Here is a 25,537-nt window from a genome sequence, read left to right as displayed (position 1 = left end):
CCGCTGTTTCGCCCGCGTTGCGACGTCGTGACCGTTTATCGTCAAACGCCACGGGGACGATATTCTGGGGATACCACCCGCGCACCACCGAAGCCCCCGACACCGTCGTCCGGGCGGACCGCGCGACTGGGCCAGCACCCGGAACCCGGGTTAGCCCGACAAGGCGACTGGCCAGACACAGCGCTGGAACACCCAGCGACAGGAAGGGACAGATAGTGCACCGCGACCCATCGGAATGCCTTGACACATGGATGAGCCGCGAGGCTCTTGCGGAGGGAATGATCCCCGTCATCGGGCGGCTGTACCGCGAGAACAACGTGGTGATCAGCATCCACGGCCGCAGCCTGATCAACAAGTCGGCCATGAACATCCTGAAAGCCCACCGGTTTGCCCGCCGAATCAGCAAGGAAGAACTGTTCCTGGAGGAGACCGCACCGCTGCTGCGCACCCTGGTGGACCTGGACCTCGGTGCCGCGGCCATCGATATCGCCCGGCTCACCCAGAAGTTCAAGGCCGACGGCGGCGGGGCATCCCTGGAGGACTTCCTCCGGGTGGAACTGGCCGACGTCGTCGACAAGCGCGGAGCGGACGAACGCACCAGCACCGACGTCGTGCTCTACGGGTTTGGCCGCATCGGCCGCCTGGTCGCCCGGCTCCTGATTGAAAAGGCTGGCGGTGGCCACGGGCTGCGGCTGCGCGCCATCGTGGTCCGCAAGGGCGCCGACAATGACCTGATGAAGCGGGCGAGCCTGCTCCGCCGCGACTCGGTGCACGGCAGTTTCGAGGGCACCATCCGGATTGACGAGGAAGCCAACACGATCACGGCAAACGGTGTCCACATCCAGGTCATCTACTCGAATGATCCCTCCACCGTCGACTACACCGCCTACGGCATCAACGACGCACTGCTGGTCGACAATACCGGACGCTGGCGCGACGAGGAGGGGCTGTCGAAGCACCTGCAGAGCAAGGGCATCGCCCGCGTGCTCCTCACCGCCCCGGGCAAGGGTGCGCTGAAGAACATTGTGCACGGCATCAACCACAACACGATCCTGCCCACGGACCAGATCGTCACCGCTGCGTCCTGCACCACCAACGCCATCACCCCGGTGCTGAAGGCCATCAATGACCGGTTCGGCGTGGTGCATGGGCATGTGGAGACGGTCCACTCGTTCACCAATGACCAGAACCTGATCGACAACTTCCATCAGGGTGACCGGCGTGGCCGCTCGGCTGCGTTGAATATGGTCATCACCGAGACCGGTGCTGCGAAGGCCGTTGCGAAAGCGCTGCCCGAGCTTGAGGGCAAGCTGACGGGCAGCTCCATCCGCGTGCCCACCCCCGACGTGTCGATCGCCATCCTCAACCTCACCCTGGCCGACGGGACCAGCAAGGACGAGGTCAACACCTACCTTCGGGAGACGTCACTGCACTCCGATCTGCGGAAACAGGTGGACTACATTGACTCGCCCGACGTCGTCTCCACCGACTTTGTCGGCTCACGCCGGGCCGGGATTGTCGACGGGCTGGCGACCATCGCGAACGGCACCAACCTGGTGCTGTACGTCTGGTACGACAACGAATTCGGCTACAGCTGCCAGGTGGTTCGGGTGATGGAGGAGATGGCTGGCGTGCACCCGCCGTCGTTCCCGGCCAAGGAACCCGTCGCGGCGACCGTGCGGTCCTCGGCGGGCTGAAACACGCCGCCCACGCGAAGGCGCCCATCAGGGGCACCCACGAAACCGCCGGTTAGGCACAGAGTTGCCGCTTGCAAGCGGCAACTCTGGACCCGACCGGCGGTTCTGTGGGGCTTCAGACCGAGCGCAGGCGAAGCCAGGCCTCGAAGGTCAATCCGTTGACGGCCGAGTCGCTGGCAAGATTCTCGCCGCTGCTGAAGAACTTCCCAAGAGCACCCGGCAGTGGCAGGGTGATCTGGCGGCCGGTTGCTCCTGTGATGTCGCGGTAGATACGGGCCAGTTCGGCCATTTCCAGCACTTGCGGGCCGCCGACGTTGATGATTTCCCGGGGCATCGGCTGATGTGTTGCTGCGTCGGCCAGTGCACCTGCCACATCCTGCACGGCGATCGGTTGAAACACGGCACCTTTCAGGACCGGCAGGAGTCCCACCTTCCCTCCCGCGTCAAACACGCCGACCACAAGATTGTGGAACTGGGTGGCTCGAACCACCACTGACGGAATCGACGAATTCTGGTAGATCTTCTCCTGTCGCGCCTTGGCCCGATAGTAGGAGAACGCCGCCAGGTCGCAGTTGACGATCGAGAGCACCACGGCCCGCCCGACCCCTGCCTCCCGGGCAGCGCCGAGCAGGTTCAGGGCGCCGTCGTCGAGCGCCCGCTGGCCTTTTCCGACCCGGCCATCCAGGACGTCAATCAGGACATCGGCCCCGACCAGTGCATCCGTCAGGCCCTGCCCGGTGGTCACATCGGCTGCGATGTACTCGGCACCGGCGACCCACCGGGACGAGTGGTGGGCGGGAAGGTGGCGGCTGATCGACCGCGTGTGGTGACCTCGTCTCACGCATTCGTCCACCAGCTGGTGTCCCACCAGACCCGTACCTCCGACTACCACTACTCTCGACATGGCCCCTAGGGTACGCCTGCCCGCTCCGACGGACCAGAGAGACCCAGCTCGATCCTGCACCGTAAATCCGCCGGTAAGGACAAGATCCGCCGATTGGAAGCGGCCCTCCTGACCGTAACCGGCGGTTTTGGGGGATGGAATGCCGGCAGGGGCCGGAGCCCGGGGATTGCCGCGCCAGAGGCTCAGCTGGCTAGAGTCAAGGGATGGAACAACGAAATCTTGGAACGACCGCACGCTCCGTTTCGACCGTAGGACTGGGCACCTGGCAGCTCGGCGCCGACTGGGGAGACGTGGACCCCAACGATGCCAGGGCCATCCTCCATGCCGCCGTCGATTCCGGCATCACCTTCTTTGACACGGCCGACGTGTACGGCGATGGCCGCAGCGAACAGACCATCGGCGCTTTCCTGGCGGATAACCCCGGCCTGGACATCACCGTCGCCACCAAGATGGGCCGCAGGGTGGAGCAGCGGCCTGAGAACTACACACTGGCAAACTTCCGCCAGTGGATCGACCGGTCCCGCACCAACCTGGGCGTGGACACTCTTGACCTGGTCCAGCTGCACTGCCCGCCGTCGTCGGTCTATTCTGACGCCGAGGTCTACGACGCCCTCGATACGCTGGTCAGCGAAGGCGCCATCCGCAATTACGGCGTCAGCGTCGAACGCACTGATGAGGCCCTCGCGGCCCTCAAGCACGGCAACATTGCAACCATCCAGATCATCCTCAACGCCTTCCGCCTCAAACCACTGGACGAGGTGCTGCCCGCGGCCAAGGAGGCTGGCGTCGGCATCATCGTGAGGGTTCCGCTCGCCTCAGGCCTGCTCTCCGGCAAGTACTCGAAGGATACGACGTTCGCCGAGAACGACCACCGGAACTACAACATCAGCGGTTCAGCGTTCGACGTCGGAGAGACCTTCTCGGGCGTGGAATTCAATACCGGGTTGACGGCCGTCAAGGAGTTCGAGGGCCTGATTCCGGCGGGCGTGACCACCGCCCAGGCCGCGATCGCCTGGATTATGGCGCAGGACGGCGTCAGCACCGTGATCCCCGGCGCGCGTACCGTCGAGCAGGCACGGGCCAATGCAGCAGCCGCCAACACCGGGGATCTCGGGGCCCGGCTGAACGACGGAGTCCGTGCTATCTACGACCGCCACTTCCGTGCAACGATCCATCCTCGCTGGTAAGGATCCCCACCGGCTCTGTGGTTGAGGACCCAGTCAACCGACGACGCCGCGGCGGCCCGTTAACGACGGCCCCTGTTTAACGACGACGGCCCCCACACTGCGAGGGTGGGGGCCGCCGTCGTTGCTGCAGCACTACGAACTGCGGGTGGTTACCCGCCGAACAGTGCCGACACGCGGGTCATGGTCTGGAAAATCCCGTAGGCCAAGGGCACGGTCACAAGTGCCCAAACGAACGTAGTGCTTGCTGCCTTCATCTCATGCCTCCATAGCGGGTTCTTTGGTGGACGTCCCGGATTCAGGGGCCGTCTTTGGTTCGTGGAACTTCGAGTCGACCGGCTTGATCATCAGGTTCGCGATGAAACCGATAATCAGCAGACCCACCATGGTGAGCAGTGCCGGCTGGTAGGCGGCTGCGGTGAGCTCGCCCGGTGTGCCCTGAGCGTCGAGGAAACCGTTGATGATCAGTGGTCCGGCGATGCCCGCGGCTGACCACGCAGTCAGCAACCGGCCGTGAATGGCACCGACCTGGTACGTGCCGAAGAGATCGCGCAGGTAGGCAGGAACGGTGGCGAAACCGCCGCCGTAGAAGGAAATGATGAAGAAGGCCAGGAAGACGAAGAGGATCGTGGTGCCTGCGCCAGCGAGTGCCAGCGTGGTGTACAGCAGTGCGCCAACACCCAAATAGATCATGTAGATCCGCTTGCGACCAATGATGTCGGAGGTGGAAGACCAGACGAAGCGACCGGCCATGTTTCCAATCGACAACAATCCGACGAACCCACCGGCGACAGCGACGGTGACCGCAGTCGACCCGTCTGCTTCGCGGAAGAAGTCCTGGATCATCGGGGAGGCCTGCTCGAGGATGCCGATACCTGCCGTGACGTTACAGAACAGGACGATCCACACCAGCCAGAACTGCTTGGTCTTGATGGCGTTCTTCGCCGAGACGTTGTCGGTGGTGACGAGAGGCTTGGACTTCAGCGTCGAGGGGTCGAAGCCGGCCGGCTTCCAGTCGGCAGCGGGAACCTTGATGGTGAACGCGCCGAACATCATGTAAACGAGATACACGGCGGCCAGGGTCAGGAAGAGCATGCCCACCGAGTCGCCGCTGGCTACCCAGCCCTCGGCGTCGGAATTTGTGTCATACATGCGCAGCAGCTGGGTGGAGAGGGGGCTGGCGATCAGCGCGCCGCCACCGAAGCCCATGATGGCCATACCGGTGGCCAGTCCTGGCCTGTCCGGGAACCACTTGATCAGGGTGGATACGGGTGAGATGTAGCCGATACCCAAGCCGATTCCGCCGATGAAGCCGTAGCCCAGGTAGACGAGCCACAACTGGTTGGTGAAGATGCCGAGCGAACCGATGAGGAAACCGCTGGTCCAGAACAGGGCGGAGGTGAACATGGCCATTCGGGGGCCGTTCTTGTCTACCCACGTGCCCATCACCGCGGCGGAGAGGCCCAACATCACGATGGCGATCGAGAAGATCACACCGATCTGGGTCAGGCTCGCATCGAAGTGCTCTACCAGCGCGGTCTTGTACACGCTGGTGGCGTATGCCTGACCGATACAGAGATGCACAGCCAGCGCAGCGGGGGGGATCAACCAACGGTTAAACCCCGGCGGGGCGATGGTGTGTTCTCGGGCAAGCCAACTCATCAATGTCTCCTTCTTGCTGGAACGGCGGGGGCTGTCAGGACGGCGGGCGCTGACGCTGCGTGAAATTGTTCAAAATTCAACTTCACTAAGGGTAGACGAAGATCACAACATAGTTTGAACGGGCAACTGTTGCGTTTGGTCGACCGAGTCGACCTAATGACGGGGAGCGAGGGCTGCGTAGTAGCCCGGGATCTGTTCCGGCTCGCCCTTTGCCCGCATGGCAACGGCATTAATGGTCACCGGACCGTCCTCGAGCACGGCCCAGGACTCGTCATCGAACGCCGCCTGACGTTCGGTGGGGCCAAAGTGGCCGGGTTTCGGCAAGCCCCCAATGGCAAGTTCCAGCGGTTTGGGAATCCGGCCGGGCGCGGCACCGAGGCGTGAGATGTAGCTGAGCGCGTCGCCACGATAGTTGGTTTCCACCAGAAACACCCGCCCCCGAGACCCGATCAGGGACTCAAGCGTGGTGGCCAGGGCGGAACGGGCCGCCGGGTCGAGGACGTGAAAAACGCCCCGGACAAAGACGTTCGCGTGGCCGAAGTCGGCTGCCAGGAGTTCACCAGCCCCCGGAACGGTGCAGTCGGCGGTGCGATAGTCAACGTTGCTGAGGTGAGCCGATTCGTTCAGCGCCCGGGAGGTGGCACTCGACGCGACGTCCACTCCTACCGCCAGGGGAAAGTGGGCGGCCAGCAACCGGGTGAATGCACCGTTGCCGCAACCGACATCGATGACCGGCAGATCAGGATCCAGGGTCCGACTGATGCCGGGAAGATAACTGTTAAACTCCTGGCTTCCGCCAGCGTCCCACAACACGTCGCCGTCGGAACCTGTGCTCTGAATCCGGTGCCAATAGTTTTCCCAGGCGACATTGCGATCCCTGGGTACCCCTGAGGAGAGCTTGATGATCGCAGGTAGCAGGAAGTATTTCTTCGGGAATGTCGGCACGCGTCAACACTAAACCCTCAGCGAGGGCAATCCTTTACCGATCAACCCTGCCATCACTGACGCCTCGGCCGGCCGGCCGAAAAAGTAACCCTGCCCGTAGTCGCAGCCCATCCGGGTCAGGAGCCGGGCCTGGTCGGCGGTCTCGATCCCCTCCGCTACCGACAGGAGGCCTGCCGCTTCGATGAGTTGCAGGACGGCTGCAACAAACTTCAGCTGCCTCGGATCGGAGACAATATCTTGGATCAGCGAGCTGTCCATTTTCACGGCCTGGGCGGGGAGTTTCCTGAGGTAGCTGATGGACGAGTAGCCGGTACCAAAATCGTCGATTTCGACGCCGACGCCGAGCTTCCGCAGCCCGAGCAAATTCGCAGAGCTGGCTTCCGGATCAGTCATCAAGGAGGTCTCGGTGATCTCGACGATAAATCGCTCGGCAGGAACAGCATGCTCGGCGAGGGTCCGATCGATGAGATCAGCCAGACCGGGAGCCCGGCTTTCCGCAGCGGACAGGTTGATGCGGACGGCAAAATCCCGATCCTCCAACACCTCGGTCCAGTCTCCCAGTTGAGCAGCGACTGCTTTGATCATCCATTCACCGATATCGACGACCAGTCCACTCTCCTCCGCTATCCCGATGAAATAGTCAGGGTAGAGCAGCCCACGGTCCGGGTGATTCCAGCGCACCAGAGCCTCGGCGCCAATAATCGTGGAAGTCTGGAGTGAGACCAGCGGCTGGTAATGGACCCTGAGCTGGCCGGCAGGGATGGCCTGCCGCAGCTCCTCAAGAATGGTGAAACGCTCGTGCGTCGCTTGCAGCATGGCTGGGTGGAACACCTGGACATTGCTGCGGCCGAGATTCTTCGCCACATACATTGCGGTATCGGCGTCGCGCATCATGTCTTCGCCCGACTGTCCAGCTTCACCGCACCGTACCCCGATACTTGCAAGGATCCGGATGCTGGTTTCGGAGACGATCATCGCCGGCCGCAACGCATAAAGAATACGCTCAGCAATTTCGCAGGCAATCTCGTCGGTGGTTTGCGGCAGCAAGACCGCAAACTCGTCGCCGCCCAGCCGGGCAACGGTATCCGTTTCCCGCACGGTCGACTCAAGGCGGCGGCCTACTTCGATCAGCACCTGGTCGCCGGCTGAGTGGCCAAGGCTATCGTTCACCGCTTTGAACGCGTCAAGATCCAGCAGAATCAATGCGGCGGGTTGCACCTCTGCGGCCCCGGCCAGCGTTTCGTCGTCAATCCGTCGGCGCAGCAGGGTTCGGTTCGGGAGACCCGTGAGACTGTCATACATGGCCATCCGTTCCAACTCAACCTGGGCCGCGTGCAAGCGTGCGGTCCGGTCACGGACCCGTTGCTCCAGCTCCTCGTAAAAAACTTCGAGTTCCTCGGCCAAGAGATTCACGCCGCTGATCACCGCGTCCATTGAGTCTCGGGCGGGTGAAACTTCCATCCTGACTGACAAGTCCCCGGAGGAGAGCCGGACAATTCCCTCCACCAAGGCGTCGAGCCGCTTGTCCACAAACTCTTCCGCCATTTACCCCTCCTTCAGCCAGACGATCGCGGCCGGTTCGGAGGTGAAGAATTTAGTGGGGCACGGGAGCGAGCTCACTCCAAGAATGAAGTTGGCAATGACCTTATCCACCTGGGATGAGCCCAGGAGCGCAATTCGCGAGGCCGAGCACGGCAATCCAAAAACCGTTCGCGCTCCCCGGCTGACGGCCTTCGTGGTGGCCATATCAACGAGCATGGGGAGGCTGACCCCGGAGCATAGTTCGTTCACCTCATCCATTGCCAAGCGGGCATCGGCTTCAGTGATTGAGATTCCTCGCGACCACCGCAGCCTCAGGATGTTATCTGGGCCACGGCTGAGGGTGGCGTCAATTCCCTGCACGCCGTCCGGCGGGATCTCACCCACAGTGCATCATTCGGTAGTCCAGCGCGTGACAAGGCGGATGCGAGAGGAACCATGATTCGACTGAGACCATGGTTACAGCATAGAACCTCCGGGGTGTCGCACCGGAATAGGTCAGTCCCACCAGATCAACCAGCCATCACCCGCGCCAGGGCAGCAAATCGGTCATTGTCCGGCAGATCCTCGAGGAGCACTGATTGGCCGTCGGAGCCGGCGAGGGGAATCCGCCAGTTGGGGTACTCGTCCTTGGTTCCCGGTTGGTTCTGGGTGCGCCGCTCTCCCACCGCATCCGTCAGCGCGACGCCGAGCAGCACCGAGGGAGTGCGCACTATGAACTGGTGCAACGCTTCCACCGTTGATTGCACCGTGTCGGCGTCGGCTTCGGCGGTTGGTCCCGTCACTGCACGGACCAGTGCCAGCACCGCGTCCTGGGCCGTCTGGTCAGCCGCGCGTTCTTCCTCAACCGGACGATTCAGCAACCCGAGCGACTCCCGCAGGTCAACGTGCTCGCCCGCCAGGTACCCGGCTGACGGCGGCAGGTCGTGGGTGGTGACGCTGGTCAGGCACGCCTGGCGGTAGTTTTCGGGGCGGCGGGGGCCGTCGTCGTCGTGCTCGAACCAGAGGATCGAGGTACCCAGGATGCCGCGTTCGGCAAGGTAGTCCTGCACCCCGGGCTCAAACACGCCGAGGTCTTCACCGATGACGACGGCGCCGGCCCGCTGCGCTTCGAGGGCCAGGATGCCGATGAGAGCCTCGTGGTCGTAATAGACGTAGGTGCCGTCGCCGGAGCCGCCGCCAGCCGGGATCCACCACAGGCGAAACAGGCCGAGGATGTGGTCCACGCGGATACCACCGGCGTGTTTGAGGACCGTGCGCAGCATGTCCCGATAGGCGGCGTACCCTGATTCGGCCAGGCGGCCAGGGTGCCACGGCGGCTGGCTCCAGTCCTGGCCCTGCTGGTTGAACATGTCGGGTGGTGCGCCGACGCTAATCCCTTCCGCGAGGACGCTGCGCAGGGACCACGCATCGGACCCGTGGGAGTGCACACCGACGGCCAGATCATGGATGATGCCGATGCTCATCCCGGCGTCGATCGCACCCTGCTGCGTTGCGGCAAGCTGCTCGTCGCAGAGCCATTGCAGCCAGAGGTGGAACCCGATCCGATCCGCCAAGGCTAGGCGCCGGGTGTCGAGGTAGGGCTGGTCATCCCATTCGGGGGCTCCCGCAGGCAGGGTTTCTGCGAGCGCGCACCAGAAGGCGAAGCTCTCCAGTCCCTGACCTTCCTGTGCCCGGAACTCATCAAAGGAACGTTGCCTTTCGCGGCTCAGAGGCACCCGGTGGATGCTCTCCAATGCGCTGAGCTTTGCGGCGTAACTACTGTCGCGGTCCAGAATGTCAGCATCGGTGTTGGCTCGGCGCAGCGTTGCAGCATCGTGTTCGATGGCATCCCGCACCTCGGCGGTCAATGCTGCGTACTCGGGGACGTTCTCCACCCGGAGATAGAGCGGATTGAAGAACCGCCGGGTCGACGGCAGATACGGCGACGGTTCGACCGGAGGTGCGGGCTCGGCGGCATGCAGGGGGTTGATCAGGACAAATCCGGCCCCCCTGCTCGCCGAGAACGCTGCCAGTTGACCCAGGTCAGCGATGTCCCCGATCCCCCACGAGTCTCGTGACCGCACCGAATACAGCTGGGCCATCAGCCCCCAGGTTCGATCGAGCCTTTCCGTGGTGTTCAGCCGTTGTGGTGTCACCACCAGCGTGCACTGGGCAGCGGCGCCGTCGGCCTGCGCCGCGTGCAGGGTATGCCACCCGAGCGGCACATCGCCGGGGAGGGTGAGGTGCAGGCGCTCCAGCGGCACGCCGTCGATCTCTGACCGCTCGACGGCACGGCCGGACAGCTCCAGTTCCCTTCGCTGTCCGTCCTCAAGCACGAGGCTGATCGTCGGCCGGCGCCCCGCTGGGGTAATAACCGGAATGTCCTGGACCACCGTTTCCCTGCCGACGACGACGGGAGGGAGCGTCCGGCGCCATGGAGCGGTCTCGGCGTCGTGGAGTGCCCGGACGACGTCGTCGTTCGTTTCGCAGACAACTCCGAGCGCGCTCAGCACTTTCGTCAGGGTCTGCGGGCTGACGCTCTTTTCCTCGCCGTCCCAGCCCCGGAAGGCCGTGCCCACGCGGTGGGCCTCGGCGAGACGGATCAGGAGGTCTGGCTCGGGGGGTCTGGACGTGCTGGTTGTTTCTGTTGCAGGCATACCCTCAAACCTAGGGGGTTCAGAGGTGGTTCGCTACGCTGAACCGATGAATGAACAGCAGCACACCCGGCTCACAGCGATCGTCACCGGAACCGTGCAGGGTGTCGGATTCCGCTATTACACCCGCAGGCGGGCTCTGGCGCTGGGGCTCCTGGGTATCGTCTCGAACCGGGCAGACGGGTCAGTGCTGATCGTGGCCGAGGGCGCTGCTCGGGCGGTCAGTGAATTGGTTACCTGGCTTGGCTCCCCCGCCGCTCCCGGGCGGGTGAACGACGTCGAGGAGTCCTACGGTGCGCCGACCGGCGAGTTCACTGATTTCTCGACCGATTAGTCCAGGTGACCGGCTAGCACCCTGCGCGTGCGGAAACCCGATCCAGTGCTACCGGACCCAGACGTGCGGGGCTGGTCGCCTGGTGCTCGGCAATGAATTGTTGAGACGCCACTCGTGGATCCATTCCGGCAGGACCAGAGCCGCAGGGGGCTGACCCAGAGCGGCGAAAATGTCCTCGTTGCTGACCGGGCCGTCCTTCGAGACCAGCCGGGTGGCGATGACCGCTTTGGCGTAGATCTCGCCCCCACTGACCATGCGCTGCTCGAAGTAGATGGCACGCTCGTCGAACTCGACAATGCGGGTCTCGATGGTGTATCGCTGCCCCAGGGTCAGGGATTTGCGGAAGCTGATGGTCTCACCATTGGCTACCGGGCTCCACCCCTTACGTCTCATCATTGTCCAGGTGCCGCTGCGGATCATCAGGTCGAACCGGCCCAGGTCCATGAGGGAGAAGTACATGCCGTTGTTGACATGCATCGCGATGTCAATGTCCGTCGGCAGGACACGGAGCGGCAATGAGGACTCCCCCCAGATGCTCAGCTTTGGGCGGCGTCTGGAGATGAACAGGGTCAGCAGGGTCCGGAGCAGAAGGTGCATGCACCTATATTACCGACCAGTAACATCCGGGATGCAAGGATGCGCCGAGTCATTGCCGCCGAATGGTGAGCAACCTGGACATCCGTGAGGGACATGTCCCTCACGGATGTCCAGGTTGACCCACTGTGTCCAGGTTGCTCACCCAGGCGGGCCCGCGAGCCCGGCCTTCCGCCGGCAGAGTATCTAGACTCAGGTGATGACAGCTCCGTATCCGTATGCCCTTCCCTTTGACCGGTACCGTGCGCTGCTGGCCCGGGACCATTCCCGGATGGTTGAGTTGGCGCCCTCGGCCCTGACCTTGCCTGTGCCCGCCTGCCCGGGCTGGACCGGCGAGGACCTGGTTCGCCACACGGCGATGGTGTACCTTCACAAGTCCGAGTCCATCCGGACCGGTGCCAGGCCGACCGGTACCTGGCCGCCACCGGAGCTGGACCAGATGCAGCCCGTCCCCGCACTGCAACACTGCTACGCGCGGCTGATGGACCAGTTCGATGTCCGTGCCCCCACGGAACCGGCTTTCACCTGGGTCAAGGACGACCAGACAGTCGGCTTCTGGATCCGCAGGCTCGCCCACGAAACGTCAATCCACCGCCATGACCTCGAGTCAGCGCTGGGCCATCCCCACCCGATCGACCCCGACCTTGCGGTGGACGGGATCGATGAAATCCTCACCGTCATGCTGGTCCGGAGCAAGCCCGACGACGACGCCAGCGGCGCCACCGTCACCCTGCGGAGCGCTGGACTCGCCTGGACCCTGACCATCGCCCCGGAGGTGGTCACCCTTGAACGCCAGGTCAGCGACCGGGCTGATACCCAGATCAGCGGCCGGCCAGCCGAGTTGCTGCTCTGGCTCTGGGGTCGTGGGCCACTACCGGAGGGAAATCCGCGGAGCCGTGCGGCGGACGAACTTCGACGCCGCCTGGCCTCCGCCACCTAGGGCAGCGTCCCTACAGGTGGGACGTTCAGAAAGGCAACACCCCCGCCGGTCCCGCCGCGACGGCGGACAACGTCAGACCCTGATGTCCTCCGACTGGAAGAGGGCGCTGACCGATTCTCCGGTGTGGATCCGGCGGATCGCTTCGGCGAAGGCGTTGGCCACCGAGATGACCTTCAGCTTCGGATGGGCCTTGTCCTCCCCGATGGGAACGGTGTTGGTGCAGAGCACCTCAATGACGTCGTCGCGCTCGGCGATCCGTTCGACGGCCCCGTTGGAGAAAATGCCGTGGGTGCAGACCACCCGTGCCTTGCGTGCCCCCATTTTTGCGAGATGATCCAGCAGTTCCAGGACAGTGCTGCCGTTGGCGATCTCGTCGTCGAGCACCACGATGTCCTTGTCTCTGACATCGCCGATGATCGAGGTGATCTGTACCCTGTCGTTCTCAAACCGCTCCTTGGCCCCGGCGGCGACCGGTGTGCCCAGCAGACGCGAGAACGCCGTCGCAGCCTTGGCGTTACCCAGGTCAGGGGAGACCACAATGGTGTTGCTCAGGTCCAGATCCTGGAAGTGCGCGGCGAGTTCCCGCAGGGCATGCAGTTGATCCACGGGAACACCGAAGAACGCCTGCACCTGTGGTGCGTGCAGGGTCATGGTGAGGACCCGGGAGGCGCCGGCGGTGGTGAGAAGATCCGCCACCAGTTTCCCGCCGATGGAGATGCGCGGTGCATCCTTCTTGTCGGAACGCGCGTACGAATAGTGGGGCATCACGGCGGTAATACGCCCAGCGGAGGCCCCCCGGGCGGCGTCAATCATCATGAGCAGCTCCATCAGGTTCTCCTGCACTGGCTTGACCAGCGGCTGCACAATAAATACGTCCCGTTCCCTGCAGTTCTCCAGCAACTGCACTTCCAGGCAGTCGTTCGCGAAGCGCTGCAGCCGGGACGGGAGCAGCGGTACACCCAGGTGCCCGCAGATCTCCTCGGCGAATCCCCCACTTGCTTGTCCACTGAAAACGGCGATCTCTTTGATCAACGGCTTACCTTTCCACGGCAGTTGGTGGGGATGATGCTGTGGACACCATTGTCGTACAGATTGAGCCGGGGCGGGTGCCGGTGAAGTAACGTTGGTGCCGGATCGGAGCCCCTACCGAACCGACAACGACGTCTATTCACAGGAGAACACAGTCATGCCGACCTCCGGTCCCCCCACACAACAAAAAACATCGGCGGTGTCGGCTGCGATGCGCCCGATCAACTCAGTGGTTGAACGTTTCCTCCCCAGCGCACTGGTGTTCGCCGTCGTGCTCAGCCTCGTTGTCGCTGTCGCTGCGCTGATGTTCACGGATGCTGGGCCCGTCGACGTCCTCAACGGATGGGGCGACGGCTTGTCAGGGTTGCTCGCCTTCATGACCCAGATGGCCCTCATCCTGCTGCTCGGCCACGCGCTGGCGCACACCGGCCCAGTCCGGAAGCTGTTGGCCCGTCTCGGCGGGATTCCCCGCAGCCCGATGCAGGCCTATGTCTTCGTGTTCGTGGTGGCCGCGACGGCGTCGTTGATCACCTGGGGGCTGGGCCTTGTTGTTGGCGGCCTGCTCGCCAAAGAGGTTGCCGCGCAGGCCCGTGAGCGCGGCATGGCGCTGCATTTCCCCATGCTCGTCGCAGCAGGGTTCTCCGGTTTCGTGGTGTGGCATATGGGCTACTCGGGGTCCGGTCCCCTGACCGCGGCAACCGAGGGTGCTTTCATCGCCGAGCAGCTCGGCACCACCATCCCCATCACCGAAACCACTTTCTCCTGGTGGAACATCACTGCCGCCATTGCCACGATCGTGCTGGTCAGCGCAGCCCTGGCGCTGGTGTCCCCCCGCTCTGGGGACAGGATCTCCGAACTGCAGGTCGACGCCCGGCACACCGATGACGTCGAGATGAACGACGACGTCGTCACCCCCGCCGACCGCATTGACGCCAGCCGTATCCTCACCTCTCTGGTGGGCCTGGCGCTGGTTGCCTACCTGGTGGTCCACTACGTGCAGGGCGGCACCGCCACCCTGGACATCGTCAACTGGACCTTCCTCGCCCTCCTCTTCCTCCTGGTCCGCAGTCCCTTCGAGTTGATCGCGCTGACCAAGAATGCTGCGTCAAACGTCGGCGAGATCCTGCTCCAGTTCCCTCTCTACGCCGGGATCATGGGCATCATGACGACGACGGGGCTCATCAACGTGGTTTCGGACGCCTTCGTGAGCATCGCCAACCCCACCACGTTTGGGTTGTTCGCCCTGCTCTCCGCGGGGTTGGTCAACTTCTTCGTACCATCAGGCGGAGGACAGTTCGCGGTACAGGCGCCGATCATGCTCGACGCTGCCGAACGGCTGGGTGTAGACCCCGCAATAGCGATCATGGCCGTGTCGTACGGCGACCAGTGGACCAACATGATCCAGCCCTTCTGGGCCCTGCCGCTGCTGGCGATCGCTGGCCTGAAGATGCGCGACATCCTCGGCTACACCATGGTCACCCTGATCGTCTCAGGTGCGGTGTTCGCCGGGATCCTGCTGATTGTGGGGGCCAGCTAAGGGATGCCGGGGCGGTCCTGTGCCGCAGGCGGGCCCTGGTCCTTGACCAGGCGGCGTAGCCCACCTTTCGGTGGCACCACCACCGGGGTGGGCCACCGTGGGGGCAGGTTGTCGCCGAGGGTGACCCGGCGGATCTTGCGCCCCGCCAGTGGCAACACCCAGTCGTGGATCCACCGGCGCTGAGCGCGTTCCCACTCCCTGAAGGTCCGGGGAACCGCTGGCTCCCAATCCTTCAGCTTCACCGAGTGCTGGACCTCGAGAAGGTCCAGCACTCGGGCGGCCAGGTACTTGTGGCCAGCCTTCGACATGTGCAGACGATCCGGCCCCCACATGCGCCGATCCTCGTAGGCTTCGAACCCCCAATAGTCCACCAGTTCCGCGCCATACCGGTCCGCGATCTGGCGGACGCCGTCGTTATAGAGCTGGTGGCGCTTGCGCAGCAGCCGGAGCGCGGGGGACACATCGACGTCATACCCGGTGAACAGAAGTAGTCTGGCGCCGGTCGCCGCCAGGGGTGCCACCAGTTCCTCGTAGGCCGCGAGGAGGAGCGGCACCGAGGTCCCGGCGTCGAGAATGTCGTTGCCGCCGGCGTAAAGCGTGATCAGGGTGGGGCGCAGCGCCAGGGCGGGTTGCAGTTGCTCGGCGGTGATGTGGCGCAGCCGCTTGCTGCGCACCGCCAAATTTGCGTACTCCCAGCCGGGCTGATCCTTCGCCAACCGTTCAGCCACCCGGTCGGCCCAGCCGCGGACGCCGTTAGGCAGATGTTTGCTCGGATCCCCCACCCCCTCGGTGAAGGAGTCACCGAGCGCCACGTACCGCGGCGCGCGCTCGGTCATGCCGCGGTGGCGGCGCCACCGCCCCCAGCGTCAGAGACGAAGCAGCGCATGTTCCTCGATGACCTCTTCATAGTGCTGGACCAGCAGCTCGCAGAGCACCGGCCAGGTGCGTCCCTGCACACTCGCGAAGGCGGCCTCGGCGAACGCCTGACGTTTCGCGTCATCGCCCATCAGGTCCACCACGTGGCCACGCAACTGGTCCAGGTCACCCGGGGTGTAGAGCCAGCCGGTGCGGGACGCATCGACGAGGTCCAGGGGCCCGCCCCGGCCGGTGGCAACCACCGGCACACCGGAGGCCATGGCCTCCTGGATGGTCTGACAGAAGGTTTCAAGCTCTCCGGGGTGCACAAAGAGGTCAAGGCTGGCGACAGCTGTGGCCAGTTGTTCCCCACCGAGGAACCCGGTGAAGACGGCCTTCGGGAGAGCTTCCTCCAGGGCGCCCCGCAGGGGGCCATCACCGATGATCACCAGCCGGGTGTTTTCGATATCGGCCAGGACCCGCAGGTCCTCGACCTGCTTCTCGGCGGCGAGGCGGCCCACGTACCCGATCAGGCGTTCCCCTCCGGGGGCCAGCGCCGACCGCAGCTTGTCGTCCCGCTGGCCGGGGTGGAACCGCCGCGTATCGACTCCCCTCCGCCACAGGTGCACCCTCGGGATGCCGTGGCCGCGCAGTTGGTCGACAGCTGAGGTGGACGGCGCGAGGGTGCGGGCGGCGCCTGAATGAATATTCTCGACCCGCTGCCACGCCCAGTTGGCCAGAAATGGGACACCGTAGCGGGCAGCGTAGCCGGGGACATCGGTCTGGTAGACGGCAACCACCGGAATGCCGAGCTGCTCGGCGGCGCGCACCGCACGCCACCCCAGTTCGAAGGGCGAAGCGAGATGGATGATGTCCGGTGCGAAGTCGGCCAAAATATTGCGTACCCGGTTGACACCGCCCAGGGCCACCCGAACGCTCCCGTACCCCGCGAGGGGCACTGCAGGCAGCCGGTGAACGCGGACCGTTCGTCCACGGCTCGGCTCAGCCCCGCCTGCTCCGGAGGGGGCGATCACCAGCACCTCGTCACCTCGCGCCGCGAAATGCTCGATCATTTTCTGGACGGAATGGGTCACCCCGTTCACAGCGGGCAGGAATGTTTCAGCAACAATCACGATCCTCACACCCCCACGGTGGCACCGCCCGATGGGTCAGGGGTGACGGGCGGGTGTCGCCGATCCGAAGGGTCGGTGAACAGCAGGCGACGACGACGGCGGGCCGCGGCGGCCCGGCAGCGAGACGACTCTAGGGCCAGAGCAGTGCCCGCTCCCAGCCGTCGCCGTCGCGGGCGTAGCGCAACCGCAGGTGTCGACGGTCGGGGTCGGCCTGCCAAAACTCAACGGTGTCCGGGACCACCGTGTACACCGTCCAGGTGGCCGACCCGGGAACAGCCGCGTCGTCGTCGAGCCCGTCGAACCGGTCCAGCTGGGCAGCGACCGCGACGTCGAGTTCCTCCCGATCGCGCAGGCGGCTGCTCTGCTCACCGGCGAGCACCAGTGCACGCGCCACCGGGTGGCGCCGGCGGAAGTCGGCGTCGTTCTCCTCGGCTCCGGCGGGGCGGACCTTGCCCCTGACCCGAATCTGACGACCCACCGTGGGCCAGAACAGGGTCAGGGCGGCGGCTGGGGAGCCCTGCAACTGGCGACCCTTGGGACTGTCGCTGCTGCTGGCGAAGGCAAAACCCTGCTCAGTCACGTCTTTCAGGATCACCACTCTGGCGTCGGGGAGGCCGTCCCGATCCACCGTGGCAACGGTGACTGAATGCGGCGCCATCACTGCAGCCTCGACGGCGGCCACAAGCCATTCATGGAAGAGGTCCACCGGCGACTCCGGTGCGGCCGCAGGGTCGAAGGGGGGCAGATCGTCGGGGAAGACCGGCACGCCGTGCACCGTGTCACGTAGTGAGTGGTGATCGTTCATCCCCTCAGCCTAGGCCCCCCAGCCGCGCTAAAGTCGACGAATGACATCCGATAAGGACCATTTCGCTGGCGGCAGGGACTACACCCGGTGGACCACACCGGTGGGGCGGTTCCTGGTCCGCTGGGTGCGGACGCTGGCCAGCTGGATCGGACCGCGGTGGGCCATGCTGCTGATCCTGGCGGTCGGCGTCGGCATTGCGGTGTCCCTCGCCCTCGCATCCGCCGAAGTGTATGAGGCGGTCGCTGAAACGGATGGGATTGCCATCCTGGACCAGCCGGCCCTCGATGCCTCGGTGCAGCTACGTCATCCGGTCCTTGTGGCGCTGGCGAGCGGTTTCACGTTCCTGGGCGGTCCGATCGTGATGCCCGTCCTGACGGCCGCTGCGATAGCTGCCCTGTGCTTCCGTCGCCGGTCCGTGACACCGCTGATCCTTGTGGCGGTGGCGGCTGGCGGCTCCCTGCTGATGACAGTGCTGGGAAAGAACGCGATTGGCCGGTTGCGCCCGCCGCTTGAGTTCGCGGTTCCCCCCTACGAATCGTCGCCGTCGTTCCCCAGCGGGCACACGCTGAACGCCATGGTGATCAGTGGCATCATCGCGTACCTGCTCGTGCTGGGAGCACACCGCAAACGCTCCCGCGCCCTGATCATCGCCGGCGCCCTGGTGTTCACCTTCCTGATGGCTGCCACCCGGGTCTATCTGGGCCACCACTGGGTCACGGACGTGGTGGTTGCTGCCACGCTCGGCCTCGGGTGGCTGGCAGTGGTGATCACCACGCACCGGCTCTGGCTCACAATCTCCGACCGTCGACAGCCGGTCCAGCCGAGCCGCTAGGGGGTGGACGGCGCGGTGGGTCCAAGGGGCCAGCGCAGGAGGGCTGCAATCCGGTGCGGGTCGAGCGCCCCGGGCGGGAACAGCACGACGTCGGCGTCGGTAAGCGAGGCGGCGCGAAGAAGAGCCGAGGGGGCCGAAAGGGTGCCAATCAGACGGACGCCAGAGGTCTCGTTCGTCGATGCCGCAATCCAGGGTTCGGCGGCGAGCGCCAGCAACCGCTGCTCGTCCCACGCGGAACGCTCAATCAGGAGAGTCCCCACCTGAGCTTGCTGCAACGCATGGACCACGGCGCCCAGTCCCGCCACTGACTCGGGATGTTCCCTGCCCTGCTGGTTCTCGAAACGCTCCAGCAGTCGCTGCTGCTCTCCCGCAATGCAGGCAGCCACCCGTGCTGAGACCTCCTGGGCAAACGCCTCGCGGTCAGCCCCCTCCGTCCGGGTATGGCTCTCGATGACGGTCAGGACGGCACGGCTCGCCTCCGACAGCTGCTCTGCCACGAGGTTCCGCGCCCGGATATCGCCGGCGAGGATCAGCAGCTTCGCGTGACTGCCCCGCACCACCCGGTCGACTTCACTAGCAATTTCCGCCGCGTTGGCACGCCAGATGTTCTCGGTCCGGTGCAAGTAGCTGCCCTGCGACGCGCCACCGCCCGGGATCTTCTTGAGGTTTTCGGTGGAGCCTTCCACCTCGATACTTTCGTCGTCGGACCTGTTGACCCGGTGCAGGTGGATGGTTCCGCCGTCCCGGCCTGCCTCCGCCACCACATAGGCAAACTCCTCGGGGCGGTGCCTGACCAGTGGCACCAGATTGGGGACGGGCCCGACGTCGTGCACCTCCTGCATTACCAGCCGGCCCGGGAGGAACTCGTCAAAGGCCACCTCGCCGTCGTTGACCAGCAGGAAACGTGCCACGGGGTCTGGCAGACCCTTTGCCGAGCTGCTGAGCGCGGCGTCGACCGCCTGGACGTCCCGCCGGTCCGCACCGGCCTTCTGGAGGGCCGCGGTGATCGCGTCGGAGCGTGCGTCATCGGCGTGGCGGGAATCCCCGGCCTCGGTACTGGCGTCCATATAGATGGTGCACCAGGGGCCGGGTCGTTGATAGAGGGCGCTGTAGGAGTGATGTCTTGAAGTCATCTCACCCCACCCGATTTCCTCTCGCGAAGGCCACGACGGGGCGCCCCTGACGGTTTTCCTGTGGTGTCCCGCAGCGTCATGGCGGGCCTCCTGGTTCCTCCGGTGATCGACTTTGACCTCGCCGGAAATGTAGGGTTGCATTCGGTTTACCACTCTTCGCCTCTGATGAACAGACCCAGACGATGCGCAGCACCTCCGCAACACCCCGGAAATTCGACGACAGGCACGATGCTGGCCGCCAGCTCGCCCATGCACTCCTGCCTTACGCTTCTTCCCCTGGGCTGCTGGTCCTTGGGCTGCCCCGCGGTGGGGTGCCGGTCGCCGCCGAGATTTCTGCAGCGCTGAGCTGCCCGCTCGACGTCGTCCTGGTCCGCAAGATCGGAGTTCCAGGGTTCGACGAGCTGGCCATGGGTGCCGTCGCTACCGCTGGCGGTAGCCTCAGCACCGTCCGCAACGAAAAGGTCATTGCGGGCCTGACCGGTGACGGCAACGCAGTTTTCGAGGCGGCGTGCACCCCTGAACTGGCTGAACTGGCACGCCGGGAGAAGCTGTACCGGGCGGGATTGCCGCCCCTGGAGCTCGCTGGGCGGACCGTTGTCGTCGTCGACGACGGTGTGGCCACCGGCGCCACCCTCCGTGCCGCCCTCCACGCCGTCCGTCAGCTCCGCCCCGCCCAACTGTGGGTCGCAGCCCCGGTCTTCCTCGGACATTCCCTGGCCGCCATCCGTTCGCAGGCCGATCAGACGTTCTGGCTGCGGGATGCGCCGTCGCTAGGGTCGGTCGGGCAGGCGTATCACCAGTTCGAGCAGGTGCCCAATGACGAGGTGCAACGGCTGCTGCGGCGTCCTCCGGAATAAAAACGGCCCGACGTGCGGTTGACATAACTAGATAGCTGGCAATGGCCAGCACCCTCCCGCACGTCACACAACCTGAAGGACCAGCATGCCCACGGCCAGCATCAACGCCGAACCCTGCCGCACCGACCCCACCCCTGGCGGTGGCAGCCGCATCCGCAGCCTGCACTCCCTGAAGCGGGGCGATCGCATCGAGGCCAGGCTCCAGCGCGAAGTCCTCTACCGCGGGCAAGTCGAAGAAACCGCCCCCGGCCTGGGAACCGTCTGGATGCGCGACGAATCAGTGGATACCCGGTTGGCGCTCAGCCAGGACGACTTCACCTTCTGGACCACCTAACCCGCCACCTTCCTCGGCCGTCCTGCGCCCCTAGCCCAGACTTCTTGTTCGGTAACCGGCGCAGAAACGGCTGAGGGGCCAAGATCCGCCGCTTGCACACTGGGGTTTCTGGTCCTCGAGGCCGTTTCTGCGAATGATCGGCCACAATTGAGGCATGGATTCCTTACTGCCGCGGGAACGAAGCGAACCCGCCCCGGGCGCCGTCCACCTACCCGGCTGGCTCAGCCTCGAGCAGCAACGCGAACTGGTTGTCGCATGCCGCGGGTGGGCTGCAGGGCCTGTCCCGATGCGGGCCGCCAGTATGCCCAACGGGTCGATGATGTCGGTCAAGACGGTGTGCCTGGGCTGGCACTGGCAGCCCTACCGGTACACCAAGACCGCCGACGACGCCGGTGGCGGCCAGGTGGCCGAGTTCCCGGAGTGGTTGGCCCAGTTGGGCCGCGATGCAGTGACCGCCGCCTACGGCGGTACGAATAGCTATGCACCCGACGCCGCGCTGGTGAATTTCTACGATGATGGGGCGGCGATGGGGATGCACCAGGATAAGGACGAGCGGTCCCCTGCCCCAGTGGTTTCCCTGAGCATCGGCGACTCCTGTGTCTTCCGCTTCGGTAACACCGAGACCCGCAACAAGCCCTGGACCGACCTAGCCCTCGAATCGGGTGACCTGTTTGTCTTCGGAGGCCCCTCCCGTTTTGCCTACCACGGTGTGCTGAAAACCCAGCCGGGAACCAGCGATCCGGCCCTTGGCCTCAAGGGCAGGCTGAACATCACGCTCCGCGAAACCGGTCTTACAGCAACCCGCGACTAGTCCCAGGCCTGGTCCTGGGCTACCCGGAGCTAGTCCCGCTCCCCGTCCTGGGTCAGCAGGCCCCTCACATAGGCTGCCTGGCCGACGTGCTGCATGCAGTCTTCGATCACGCTGACCAGCCGGACCTGAAGCGTCACGGGAGGGTTCCAGGAGGTGTCTACGATCCGGCTCAGGTCCGCCTCGCCGAGACCGGTAACAAAGTCCAGCGTGCGGGCGTGCACGGCGTCGTAATAGTCGACCAATAGCTCAGGGCTGGCCGGGCGAACCTTGCTGACCTGTGCCGAGGAATGCCCGTATCCCGTGTCCGATGCGTCGAGGTCCAGGTCAAACCGGACTGCCCAGCCGCCGTCGTTCCATAGCTCCGGGAGGGCTGCGGCGTCGGCAATGTGGTTGTCCTGGACCCGCGCCAGATGCCAGACCAACCAGGCGATTGAGTTTCCTGCCGCTGCGTTTCTCCCCGAACTGTTTCCTTCCGCGTTGCCGGGACTCGAGGGTCTGAACGCCAGTTGATTCGCGTCCAGACCGGTGACCGCCCTGCGCACAGCGTCCGGAATTCTTCCGTAGGCCTCTTCCAGGATTGCCGTTGCACTCATCGTGTTGCCTCCGTCTAGTCGTCGCGTTCACCCGAGTCTATAAACCCGCTTCGCGGTAGAAGCCAGCAATGTGGTCGGCGATCAGGGTTGAGGCATCCGGCCCCGGCGAGCGGGCGTCGCCGGCTGGTTCGGCGTCGTCGTTCCCAGCAGCGATCGCCTGAAAGATGGCCCGATGCTCAGATCGCAGGCGTTCAGCAGTACGGTTCCAGTCCGGCAGGCGGCTGGTCAGCTCCAGCGTGTAGGACTCAATCGACCCGCGAAGCGAGGACATCATCGCGCCGATCAGCACATTCCCGGCCGCTTCGGCGAGCGCCACATGAAACAGGGCGTCGAGGCGGAGGAACTCACCAGCCGCCAAGCCAGGATGGTCCATCTTCTCCAGGAGGTCCGCGGCGACCGCCATCGAGGGTGCGGTGGCCCGCGCCTGCCCCACTGCCCAGGTTTCGAGGAGCAACCGGGTTTGGACGATATCTTCCACTGGAAGATGCGAACTGGCCACGTGGAAGCGGAGAGCTGCGCCGATCGCCACCGCCGGGTTAGCCGTGATGACCGTGCCAGAGCCAGGGCCTGATCCCACCCCTGCCCGCACCACCCCCATCGCTTCAAGGACACGGATGCCCTCCCTGGCGGATGCGCGGGACACGTTCAGTTGCTCAGCAACCGCACGCTCGCCTGGCAGCCGCTGGCCAACGGCCAGCCGACCCGCCGCCAACTCGACTTCAATCCACGACAGCACGAGCTCATGGTTACGCATGCACCAATAGTAGTCAGTGGTCCGACCACAGGGGCAGGGCAGAGGCGCGGAACGCAATCGCCGACGGCTCTCAATGCTTGCGTGGCTGGACCGGGTGACGGTAGAGTCCAGGAAAAGCCCTGTGGTCGGACCACACCGGATTGAAGCGAGGTCAGCATGCCATCCCAGACTCCCCCAGCACTCAAACGACGCATCCCGAAGGTCCGTGACCTGGCGCCCCTGATGCAGTTCAAGAAGCCTGAGCTGGGGGCGGCCGCCCGGTTAAGGCGCGCCAGCACGATCTGGGATCTTCGTGATCAGGCCAAGCGGCGCACTCCCACCGCCCCCTTTGACTACACGGATGGCGCGGCGGAAGCGGAGATTACCTTGCAAAGGGCAAGGGGGGCGTTCCTCGACCTGGAATTCCGGCCCGGCATCCTCCGCAACGTGGAAACGGTTGACCCGTCGGTGTCCGTGTTGGGTCAGTCGTCCGCCCAACCCTTCGGCATCGCCCCCACCGGTTTCACCCGGATGATGCAGTCTGAAGGCGAGTACGCCGGTTCGCGGGCCGCCGAAGCCGCCGGCATCCCCTACACGCTATCCACCATGGGCACCGCCTCCATCGAGGATGTGGCTGCGGCAGCCCCGCAGGGACGGAACTGGTTCCAGCTCTACCTGTGGACCGACCGGGACCGGTCAATGGAGTTGATTAGCCGCGCTGCCAAGGCGGGCAATGACACCCTGATGGTCACCGTCGATACGGCGGTAGCCGGGTCGCGGCTGCGTGACGTGCGGAATGGCCTCACCATCCCGCCGGCGCTTACCGCGAAGACGGTGCTGGACGCGTCCTACCGCCCGGCCTGGTGGTTCAATTTCCTCACCCATGAGCCGTTGGCTTTCGCCTCGTTGTCACGCTATTCGGGAACCGTGGCCGACCTCATCAATTCCATGTTCGATCCAACCCTCACCTACGAGGACCTTGACTGGCTCCGCGAGGTCTGGAAGGGCAATCTGGTGGTGAAGGGCATTCAGACGGTCGACGACGCCAAGAAGGCCGTGGACCACGGAGTGGACGGGATTGTGCTGTCCAATCACGGCGGGCGCCAACTGGACCGGGCACCCATCCCGCTGCATCTGCTCCCGGACGTCGCGGCCGCGTTGAAGGGCAAGACGAACATCATGCTCGATACCGGCATCATGAGCGGCGGTGACATTGTGGCGGCGCTGGCCCTCGGCGCCGACTTCACCCTGATTGGGCGGGCCTACCTGTATGGGCTGATGGCTGGCGGACGGGCGGGCGTGGACCGCACCATCGAGATCCTCAGCAAGGAGACCGCGCGGACCATGCAACTGCTCGGCGTAAACCGGGTGGAGGACCTCAATCCCGACCACGTGCGGCTGCTGTAGCATCTCATGCTGCACACGGGTGGCTAGTCGCGCAGGCGTCTGCGGCGCGCTTCAGCCTGCTGGTTCTTGCCATCTTCGACTAGCGCGTCATCTCCCCTGGCGTTGCCTGACATCTCTGTAGCTGCCCCCTTGACCTCCGCCGAGATGATCTCCAGAGCATCAAGGGGGCCACCCTTCTTATCCTCTGCGGGGAGCTCCGGGGTCAAGGTGATCGTGTCGTCGTGCGCCTTCGATCCACGACTGGCATGGTCAACACACAATCGCGCTACTTCCCGCGCGTGGGCGTGCATCACCGAGTGCGCTGCACCTTCAACTTCGAACGCGCTCGACGACGGCAGCCGGGCCGAAAGGGTCGCAATCCATTCCGGCGGGCACACGGCGTCATATTGTCCGCGGATCAGGAGCGTGTCTGCCTGGATTTGTGCTGCGGTGTCCTCGATCCGATAGGTCAACATGTTGGGTAGCACCCTGAAGAACCAGTTGAACCCGCAGGTCAGGTAGGCCGTCACGGCGAGCACCTTCACCCGAAACGGTTCGCGCCAGCTGGATCTGGCGAACCGCCAGGCCTGAGCGGAGAGGTTCCGGTGTTCTGCGTCCACCACTGGGCTGATAAGGACGATGGTGGACAAGTGTGGGCGCCGCGCAGTGAGATCAGCAACCACCTGTGTTCCCATGGAGTGTCCAACGATGATCGGGTCCGGCGCGTCGAGGGAGTCGATGACATCACCGAGCAGGTCGGCATATTCACTCATCGACAGACCACTGCGATTGTGCGGGACACCCCCGAAACCTGGAAGGTCCAGCGCATACACCGGCCCATACTGCTCCAGATGCGGAGCAAGCTGTTCGAAGTAATGGGACGAGACACCAATCCCGCAGACGAGCACGAACGGCCGCCGCTGCCGCGCTCCGACGGAACTCACGCGGGTCCAGAGTTTCCCGCTGTACACGCGGTCGACGCGAATTCTTTCGTCTTTATTTCTGGCCACGCTCAATTATCGACGATAAAACGTTCAAGTGACCGATTTGGGGCTAGGATCAAT

General features: G+C 64.6%; 26 protein-coding genes. 10 read left to right on the top strand and 16 right to left on the bottom strand.

Annotated elements, in window-relative coordinates; all coding sequences use genetic code 11:
• Nucleotides 1-215 precede the first annotated feature (215 nt).
• Nucleotides 216-1,697, top strand: a complete 1,482-nt coding sequence (locus tag ABD059_RS04645; protein WP_343878132.1) for a glyceraldehyde-3-phosphate dehydrogenase — start codon at nt 216-218, stop codon at nt 1,695-1,697.
• Between the two features lie 115 nt (nt 1,698-1,812).
• Here the strand turns inward: ABD059_RS04645 and ABD059_RS04640 are convergent, their stop codons facing one another.
• Nucleotides 1,813-2,601 (bottom strand): SDR family oxidoreductase, encoded by a 789-nt coding sequence (locus ABD059_RS04640; protein WP_343878130.1) that lies wholly within the window; start codon nt 2,599-2,601, stop codon nt 1,813-1,815.
• Nucleotides 2,602-2,804: 203 nt separating this feature from the next.
• Here ABD059_RS04640 and ABD059_RS04635 point away from each other — a divergent pair, with 203 nt between their 5' ends.
• Nucleotides 2,805-3,788, top strand: coding sequence for an aldo/keto reductase (locus ABD059_RS04635; RefSeq protein ID WP_343878128.1), 984 nt, complete (start codon nt 2,805-2,807; stop codon nt 3,786-3,788).
• A 149-nt stretch (nt 3,789-3,937) separates the two neighbouring features.
• On the opposite strand, the gene ABD059_RS17705 is transcribed toward ABD059_RS04635, so the two are convergent.
• From ABD059_RS17705 to malQ, 6 genes are all read right to left on the bottom strand, one after another.
• On the bottom strand, nt 3,938-4,042 hold the full coding sequence (locus ABD059_RS17705; protein ID WP_417281923.1) for an MFS transporter small subunit: 105 nt from the start codon (nt 4,040-4,042) through the stop codon (nt 3,938-3,940).
• Nucleotide 4,043: 1 nt separating this feature from the next.
• Nucleotides 4,044-5,447, bottom strand: a complete 1,404-nt coding sequence (locus tag ABD059_RS04630; RefSeq protein ID WP_343878127.1) for an OFA family MFS transporter — start codon at nt 5,445-5,447, stop codon at nt 4,044-4,046.
• A gap of 153 nt (nt 5,448-5,600) precedes the next feature.
• Complete coding sequence (locus ABD059_RS04625) at nt 5,601-6,392, bottom strand: class I SAM-dependent methyltransferase (RefSeq protein WP_343878126.1); 792 nt, start codon at nt 6,390-6,392, stop codon at nt 5,601-5,603.
• A gap of 9 nt (nt 6,393-6,401) precedes the next feature.
• The gene (locus ABD059_RS04620; protein WP_343878124.1) at nt 6,402-7,937 is read right to left on the bottom strand and encodes a putative bifunctional diguanylate cyclase/phosphodiesterase; all 1,536 of its coding nucleotides are present in this window, start codon (nt 7,935-7,937) and stop codon (nt 6,402-6,404) included.
• Nucleotides 7,938-8,318: a DUF7793 family protein gene (locus tag ABD059_RS04615; RefSeq protein ID WP_377959535.1), complete on the bottom strand. Its 381-nt coding sequence runs from the start codon at nt 8,316-8,318 to the stop codon at nt 7,938-7,940.
• 125 nt (nt 8,319-8,443) lie between these two features.
• A complete protein-coding gene (gene malQ, locus ABD059_RS04610; RefSeq protein WP_343878123.1) occupies nt 8,444-10,570 on the bottom strand; it encodes a 4-alpha-glucanotransferase in 2,127 nt (708 codons plus the stop codon).
• A gap of 46 nt (nt 10,571-10,616) precedes the next feature.
• On the opposite strand from malQ, the gene ABD059_RS04605 reads away from it, so the two are divergent.
• Nucleotides 10,617-10,901 (top strand): acylphosphatase, encoded by a 285-nt coding sequence (locus ABD059_RS04605; RefSeq protein WP_343878122.1) that lies wholly within the window; start codon nt 10,617-10,619, stop codon nt 10,899-10,901.
• A gap of 48 nt (nt 10,902-10,949) precedes the next feature.
• Here ABD059_RS04605 and ABD059_RS04600 read toward each other — a convergent pair whose 3' ends face one another.
• Nucleotides 10,950-11,498, bottom strand: a complete 549-nt coding sequence (locus ABD059_RS04600) for an acyl-CoA thioesterase (RefSeq protein WP_343878121.1) — start codon at nt 11,496-11,498, stop codon at nt 10,950-10,952.
• A 196-nt stretch (nt 11,499-11,694) separates the two neighbouring features.
• Between ABD059_RS04600 and ABD059_RS04595 the strand changes: the two genes are divergently transcribed.
• Nucleotides 11,695-12,435 (top strand): maleylpyruvate isomerase family mycothiol-dependent enzyme, encoded by a 741-nt coding sequence (locus ABD059_RS04595; RefSeq protein WP_343878120.1) that lies wholly within the window; start codon nt 11,695-11,697, stop codon nt 12,433-12,435.
• A gap of 72 nt (nt 12,436-12,507) precedes the next feature.
• Here ABD059_RS04595 and ABD059_RS04590 read toward each other — a convergent pair whose 3' ends face one another.
• The gene (locus ABD059_RS04590; protein ID WP_343878154.1) at nt 12,508-13,464 is read right to left on the bottom strand and encodes a ribose-phosphate diphosphokinase; all 957 of its coding nucleotides are present in this window, start codon (nt 13,462-13,464) and stop codon (nt 12,508-12,510) included.
• Between the two features lie 157 nt (nt 13,465-13,621).
• Here ABD059_RS04590 and ABD059_RS04585 point away from each other — a divergent pair, with 157 nt between their 5' ends.
• Nucleotides 13,622-15,001: a short-chain fatty acid transporter gene (locus tag ABD059_RS04585; RefSeq protein ID WP_343878118.1), complete on the top strand. Its 1,380-nt coding sequence runs from the start codon at nt 13,622-13,624 to the stop codon at nt 14,999-15,001.
• Here ABD059_RS04585 and ABD059_RS04580 read toward each other — a convergent pair.
• The 3 genes from ABD059_RS04580 to ABD059_RS04570 all read right to left on the bottom strand — a co-directional run bounded on the left by ABD059_RS04580 (nt 14,998) and on the right by ABD059_RS04570 (nt 17,794).
• A complete protein-coding gene (locus ABD059_RS04580) occupies nt 14,998-15,837 on the bottom strand; it encodes an SGNH/GDSL hydrolase family protein (RefSeq protein WP_343878117.1) in 840 nt (279 codons plus the stop codon). The two genes, ABD059_RS04585 and ABD059_RS04580, sit on opposite strands and share 4 nt — an antisense overlap.
• Before the next feature lie 30 nt (nt 15,838-15,867).
• On the bottom strand, nt 15,868-16,998 hold the full coding sequence (locus ABD059_RS04575; RefSeq protein ID WP_343878115.1) for a glycosyltransferase family 4 protein: 1,131 nt from the start codon (nt 16,996-16,998) through the stop codon (nt 15,868-15,870).
• A 121-nt stretch (nt 16,999-17,119) separates the two neighbouring features.
• A complete protein-coding gene (locus ABD059_RS04570) occupies nt 17,120-17,794 on the bottom strand; it encodes a pyridoxine/pyridoxamine 5'-phosphate oxidase (protein ID WP_343878113.1) in 675 nt (224 codons plus the stop codon).
• 40 nt (nt 17,795-17,834) lie between these two features.
• On the opposite strand from ABD059_RS04570, the gene ABD059_RS04565 reads away from it, so the two are divergent.
• Nucleotides 17,835-18,626, top strand: coding sequence for a phosphatase PAP2 family protein (locus tag ABD059_RS04565; RefSeq protein ID WP_343878111.1), 792 nt, complete (start codon nt 17,835-17,837; stop codon nt 18,624-18,626).
• Here ABD059_RS04565 and ABD059_RS04560 read toward each other — a convergent pair.
• Nucleotides 18,623-19,759: a baeRF2 domain-containing protein gene (locus ABD059_RS04560; RefSeq protein ID WP_343878109.1), complete on the bottom strand. Its 1,137-nt coding sequence runs from the start codon at nt 19,757-19,759 to the stop codon at nt 18,623-18,625. The genes ABD059_RS04565 and ABD059_RS04560 overlap by 4 nt on opposite strands.
• Nucleotides 19,760-19,941: 182 nt before the next feature.
• On the opposite strand from ABD059_RS04560, the gene ABD059_RS04555 reads away from it, so the two are divergent.
• The 3 genes from ABD059_RS04555 (at nt 19,942) to ABD059_RS04545 (ending at nt 21,761) form a co-directional block, all read left to right on the top strand.
• Nucleotides 19,942-20,616, top strand: coding sequence for a phosphoribosyltransferase (locus ABD059_RS04555; RefSeq protein ID WP_343878107.1), 675 nt, complete (start codon nt 19,942-19,944; stop codon nt 20,614-20,616).
• An 85-nt stretch (nt 20,617-20,701) separates the two neighbouring features.
• Complete coding sequence (locus ABD059_RS04550; protein WP_343878105.1) at nt 20,702-20,950, top strand: hypothetical protein; 249 nt, start codon at nt 20,702-20,704, stop codon at nt 20,948-20,950.
• A gap of 154 nt (nt 20,951-21,104) precedes the next feature.
• Nucleotides 21,105-21,761 (top strand): alpha-ketoglutarate-dependent dioxygenase AlkB family protein, encoded by a 657-nt coding sequence (locus ABD059_RS04545; RefSeq protein WP_343878103.1) that lies wholly within the window; start codon nt 21,105-21,107, stop codon nt 21,759-21,761.
• 29 nt (nt 21,762-21,790) lie between these two features.
• Here the strand turns inward: ABD059_RS04545 and ABD059_RS04540 are convergent, their stop codons facing one another.
• Together ABD059_RS04540 and ABD059_RS04535 are read right to left on the bottom strand one after the other, a co-directional pair.
• Complete coding sequence (locus tag ABD059_RS04540) at nt 21,791-22,354, bottom strand: mycothiol transferase (protein WP_343878101.1); 564 nt, start codon at nt 22,352-22,354, stop codon at nt 21,791-21,793.
• Between the two features lie 37 nt (nt 22,355-22,391).
• Nucleotides 22,392-23,108, bottom strand: coding sequence for a FadR/GntR family transcriptional regulator (locus ABD059_RS04535; RefSeq protein ID WP_343878099.1), 717 nt, complete (start codon nt 23,106-23,108; stop codon nt 22,392-22,394).
• A 156-nt stretch (nt 23,109-23,264) separates the two neighbouring features.
• On the opposite strand from ABD059_RS04535, the gene ABD059_RS04530 reads away from it, so the two are divergent.
• Nucleotides 23,265-24,494, top strand: coding sequence for an alpha-hydroxy acid oxidase (locus ABD059_RS04530; protein ID WP_343878098.1), 1,230 nt, complete (start codon nt 23,265-23,267; stop codon nt 24,492-24,494).
• A 23-nt stretch (nt 24,495-24,517) separates the two neighbouring features.
• Here ABD059_RS04530 and ABD059_RS04525 read toward each other — a convergent pair whose 3' ends face one another.
• The gene (locus ABD059_RS04525; RefSeq protein ID WP_343878097.1) at nt 24,518-25,417 is read right to left on the bottom strand and encodes an alpha/beta fold hydrolase; all 900 of its coding nucleotides are present in this window, start codon (nt 25,415-25,417) and stop codon (nt 24,518-24,520) included.
• Between the last annotated feature and the right edge of the window lie 120 nt (nt 25,418-25,537).

Origin of the sequence: Arthrobacter flavus, from assembly GCF_039526005.1 — a bacterium.
GTDB lineage: Bacteria > Actinomycetota > Actinomycetes > Actinomycetales > Micrococcaceae > Arthrobacter_D > Arthrobacter_D flavus.
The sequence above is the reverse complement of the archived record's forward strand: the minus strand, read 5'-3'. Positions and strand labels throughout refer to the sequence as shown.

What these genes read in the sequence shown, in the direction of transcription:
- ABD059_RS04580 (WP_343878117.1), bottom strand. Translation starts at nt 15,837, where the DNA reads ATGACCGAGCGCGCGCCGCGGTACGTGGCGCTCGGTGACTCCTTCACC.
- ABD059_RS04555 (WP_343878107.1), top strand. Translation starts at nt 19,942, where the DNA reads ATGCGCAGCACCTCCGCAACACCCCGGAAATTCGACGACAGGCACGAT.
- malQ (WP_343878123.1), bottom strand. Translation starts at nt 10,570, where the DNA reads ATGCCTGCAACAGAAACAACCAGCACGTCCAGACCCCCCGAGCCAGAC.
- ABD059_RS04535 (WP_343878099.1), bottom strand. Translation starts at nt 23,108, where the DNA reads ATGCGTAACCATGAGCTCGTGCTGTCGTGGATTGAAGTCGAGTTGGCG.
- ABD059_RS04570 (WP_343878113.1), bottom strand. Translation starts at nt 17,794, where the DNA reads ATGAACGATCACCACTCACTACGTGACACGGTGCACGGCGTGCCGGTC.
- ABD059_RS04635 (WP_343878128.1), top strand. Translation starts at nt 2,805, where the DNA reads ATGGAACAACGAAATCTTGGAACGACCGCACGCTCCGTTTCGACCGTA.
- ABD059_RS04545 (WP_343878103.1), top strand. Translation starts at nt 21,105, where the DNA reads ATGGATTCCTTACTGCCGCGGGAACGAAGCGAACCCGCCCCGGGCGCC.
- ABD059_RS04585 (WP_343878118.1), top strand. Translation starts at nt 13,622, where the DNA reads ATGCCGACCTCCGGTCCCCCCACACAACAAAAAACATCGGCGGTGTCG.
- ABD059_RS17705 (WP_417281923.1), bottom strand. Translation starts at nt 4,042, where the DNA reads ATGAAGGCAGCAAGCACTACGTTCGTTTGGGCACTTGTGACCGTGCCC.
- ABD059_RS04600 (WP_343878121.1), bottom strand. Translation starts at nt 11,498, where the DNA reads ATGCACCTTCTGCTCCGGACCCTGCTGACCCTGTTCATCTCCAGACGC.
- ABD059_RS04565 (WP_343878111.1), top strand. Translation starts at nt 17,835, where the DNA reads ATGACATCCGATAAGGACCATTTCGCTGGCGGCAGGGACTACACCCGG.
- ABD059_RS04620 (WP_343878124.1), bottom strand. Translation starts at nt 7,937, where the DNA reads ATGGCGGAAGAGTTTGTGGACAAGCGGCTCGACGCCTTGGTGGAGGGA.
- ABD059_RS04630 (WP_343878127.1), bottom strand. Translation starts at nt 5,447, where the DNA reads ATGAGTTGGCTTGCCCGAGAACACACCATCGCCCCGCCGGGGTTTAAC.
- ABD059_RS04550 (WP_343878105.1), top strand. Translation starts at nt 20,702, where the DNA reads ATGCCCACGGCCAGCATCAACGCCGAACCCTGCCGCACCGACCCCACC.
- ABD059_RS04605 (WP_343878122.1), top strand. Translation starts at nt 10,617, where the DNA reads ATGAATGAACAGCAGCACACCCGGCTCACAGCGATCGTCACCGGAACC.
- ABD059_RS04540 (WP_343878101.1), bottom strand. Translation starts at nt 22,354, where the DNA reads ATGAGTGCAACGGCAATCCTGGAAGAGGCCTACGGAAGAATTCCGGAC.
- ABD059_RS04595 (WP_343878120.1), top strand. Translation starts at nt 11,695, where the DNA reads ATGACAGCTCCGTATCCGTATGCCCTTCCCTTTGACCGGTACCGTGCG.
- ABD059_RS04560 (WP_343878109.1), bottom strand. Translation starts at nt 19,759, where the DNA reads ATGACTTCAAGACATCACTCCTACAGCGCCCTCTATCAACGACCCGGC.
- ABD059_RS04530 (WP_343878098.1), top strand. Translation starts at nt 23,265, where the DNA reads ATGCCATCCCAGACTCCCCCAGCACTCAAACGACGCATCCCGAAGGTC.
- ABD059_RS04640 (WP_343878130.1), bottom strand. Translation starts at nt 2,601, where the DNA reads ATGTCGAGAGTAGTGGTAGTCGGAGGTACGGGTCTGGTGGGACACCAG.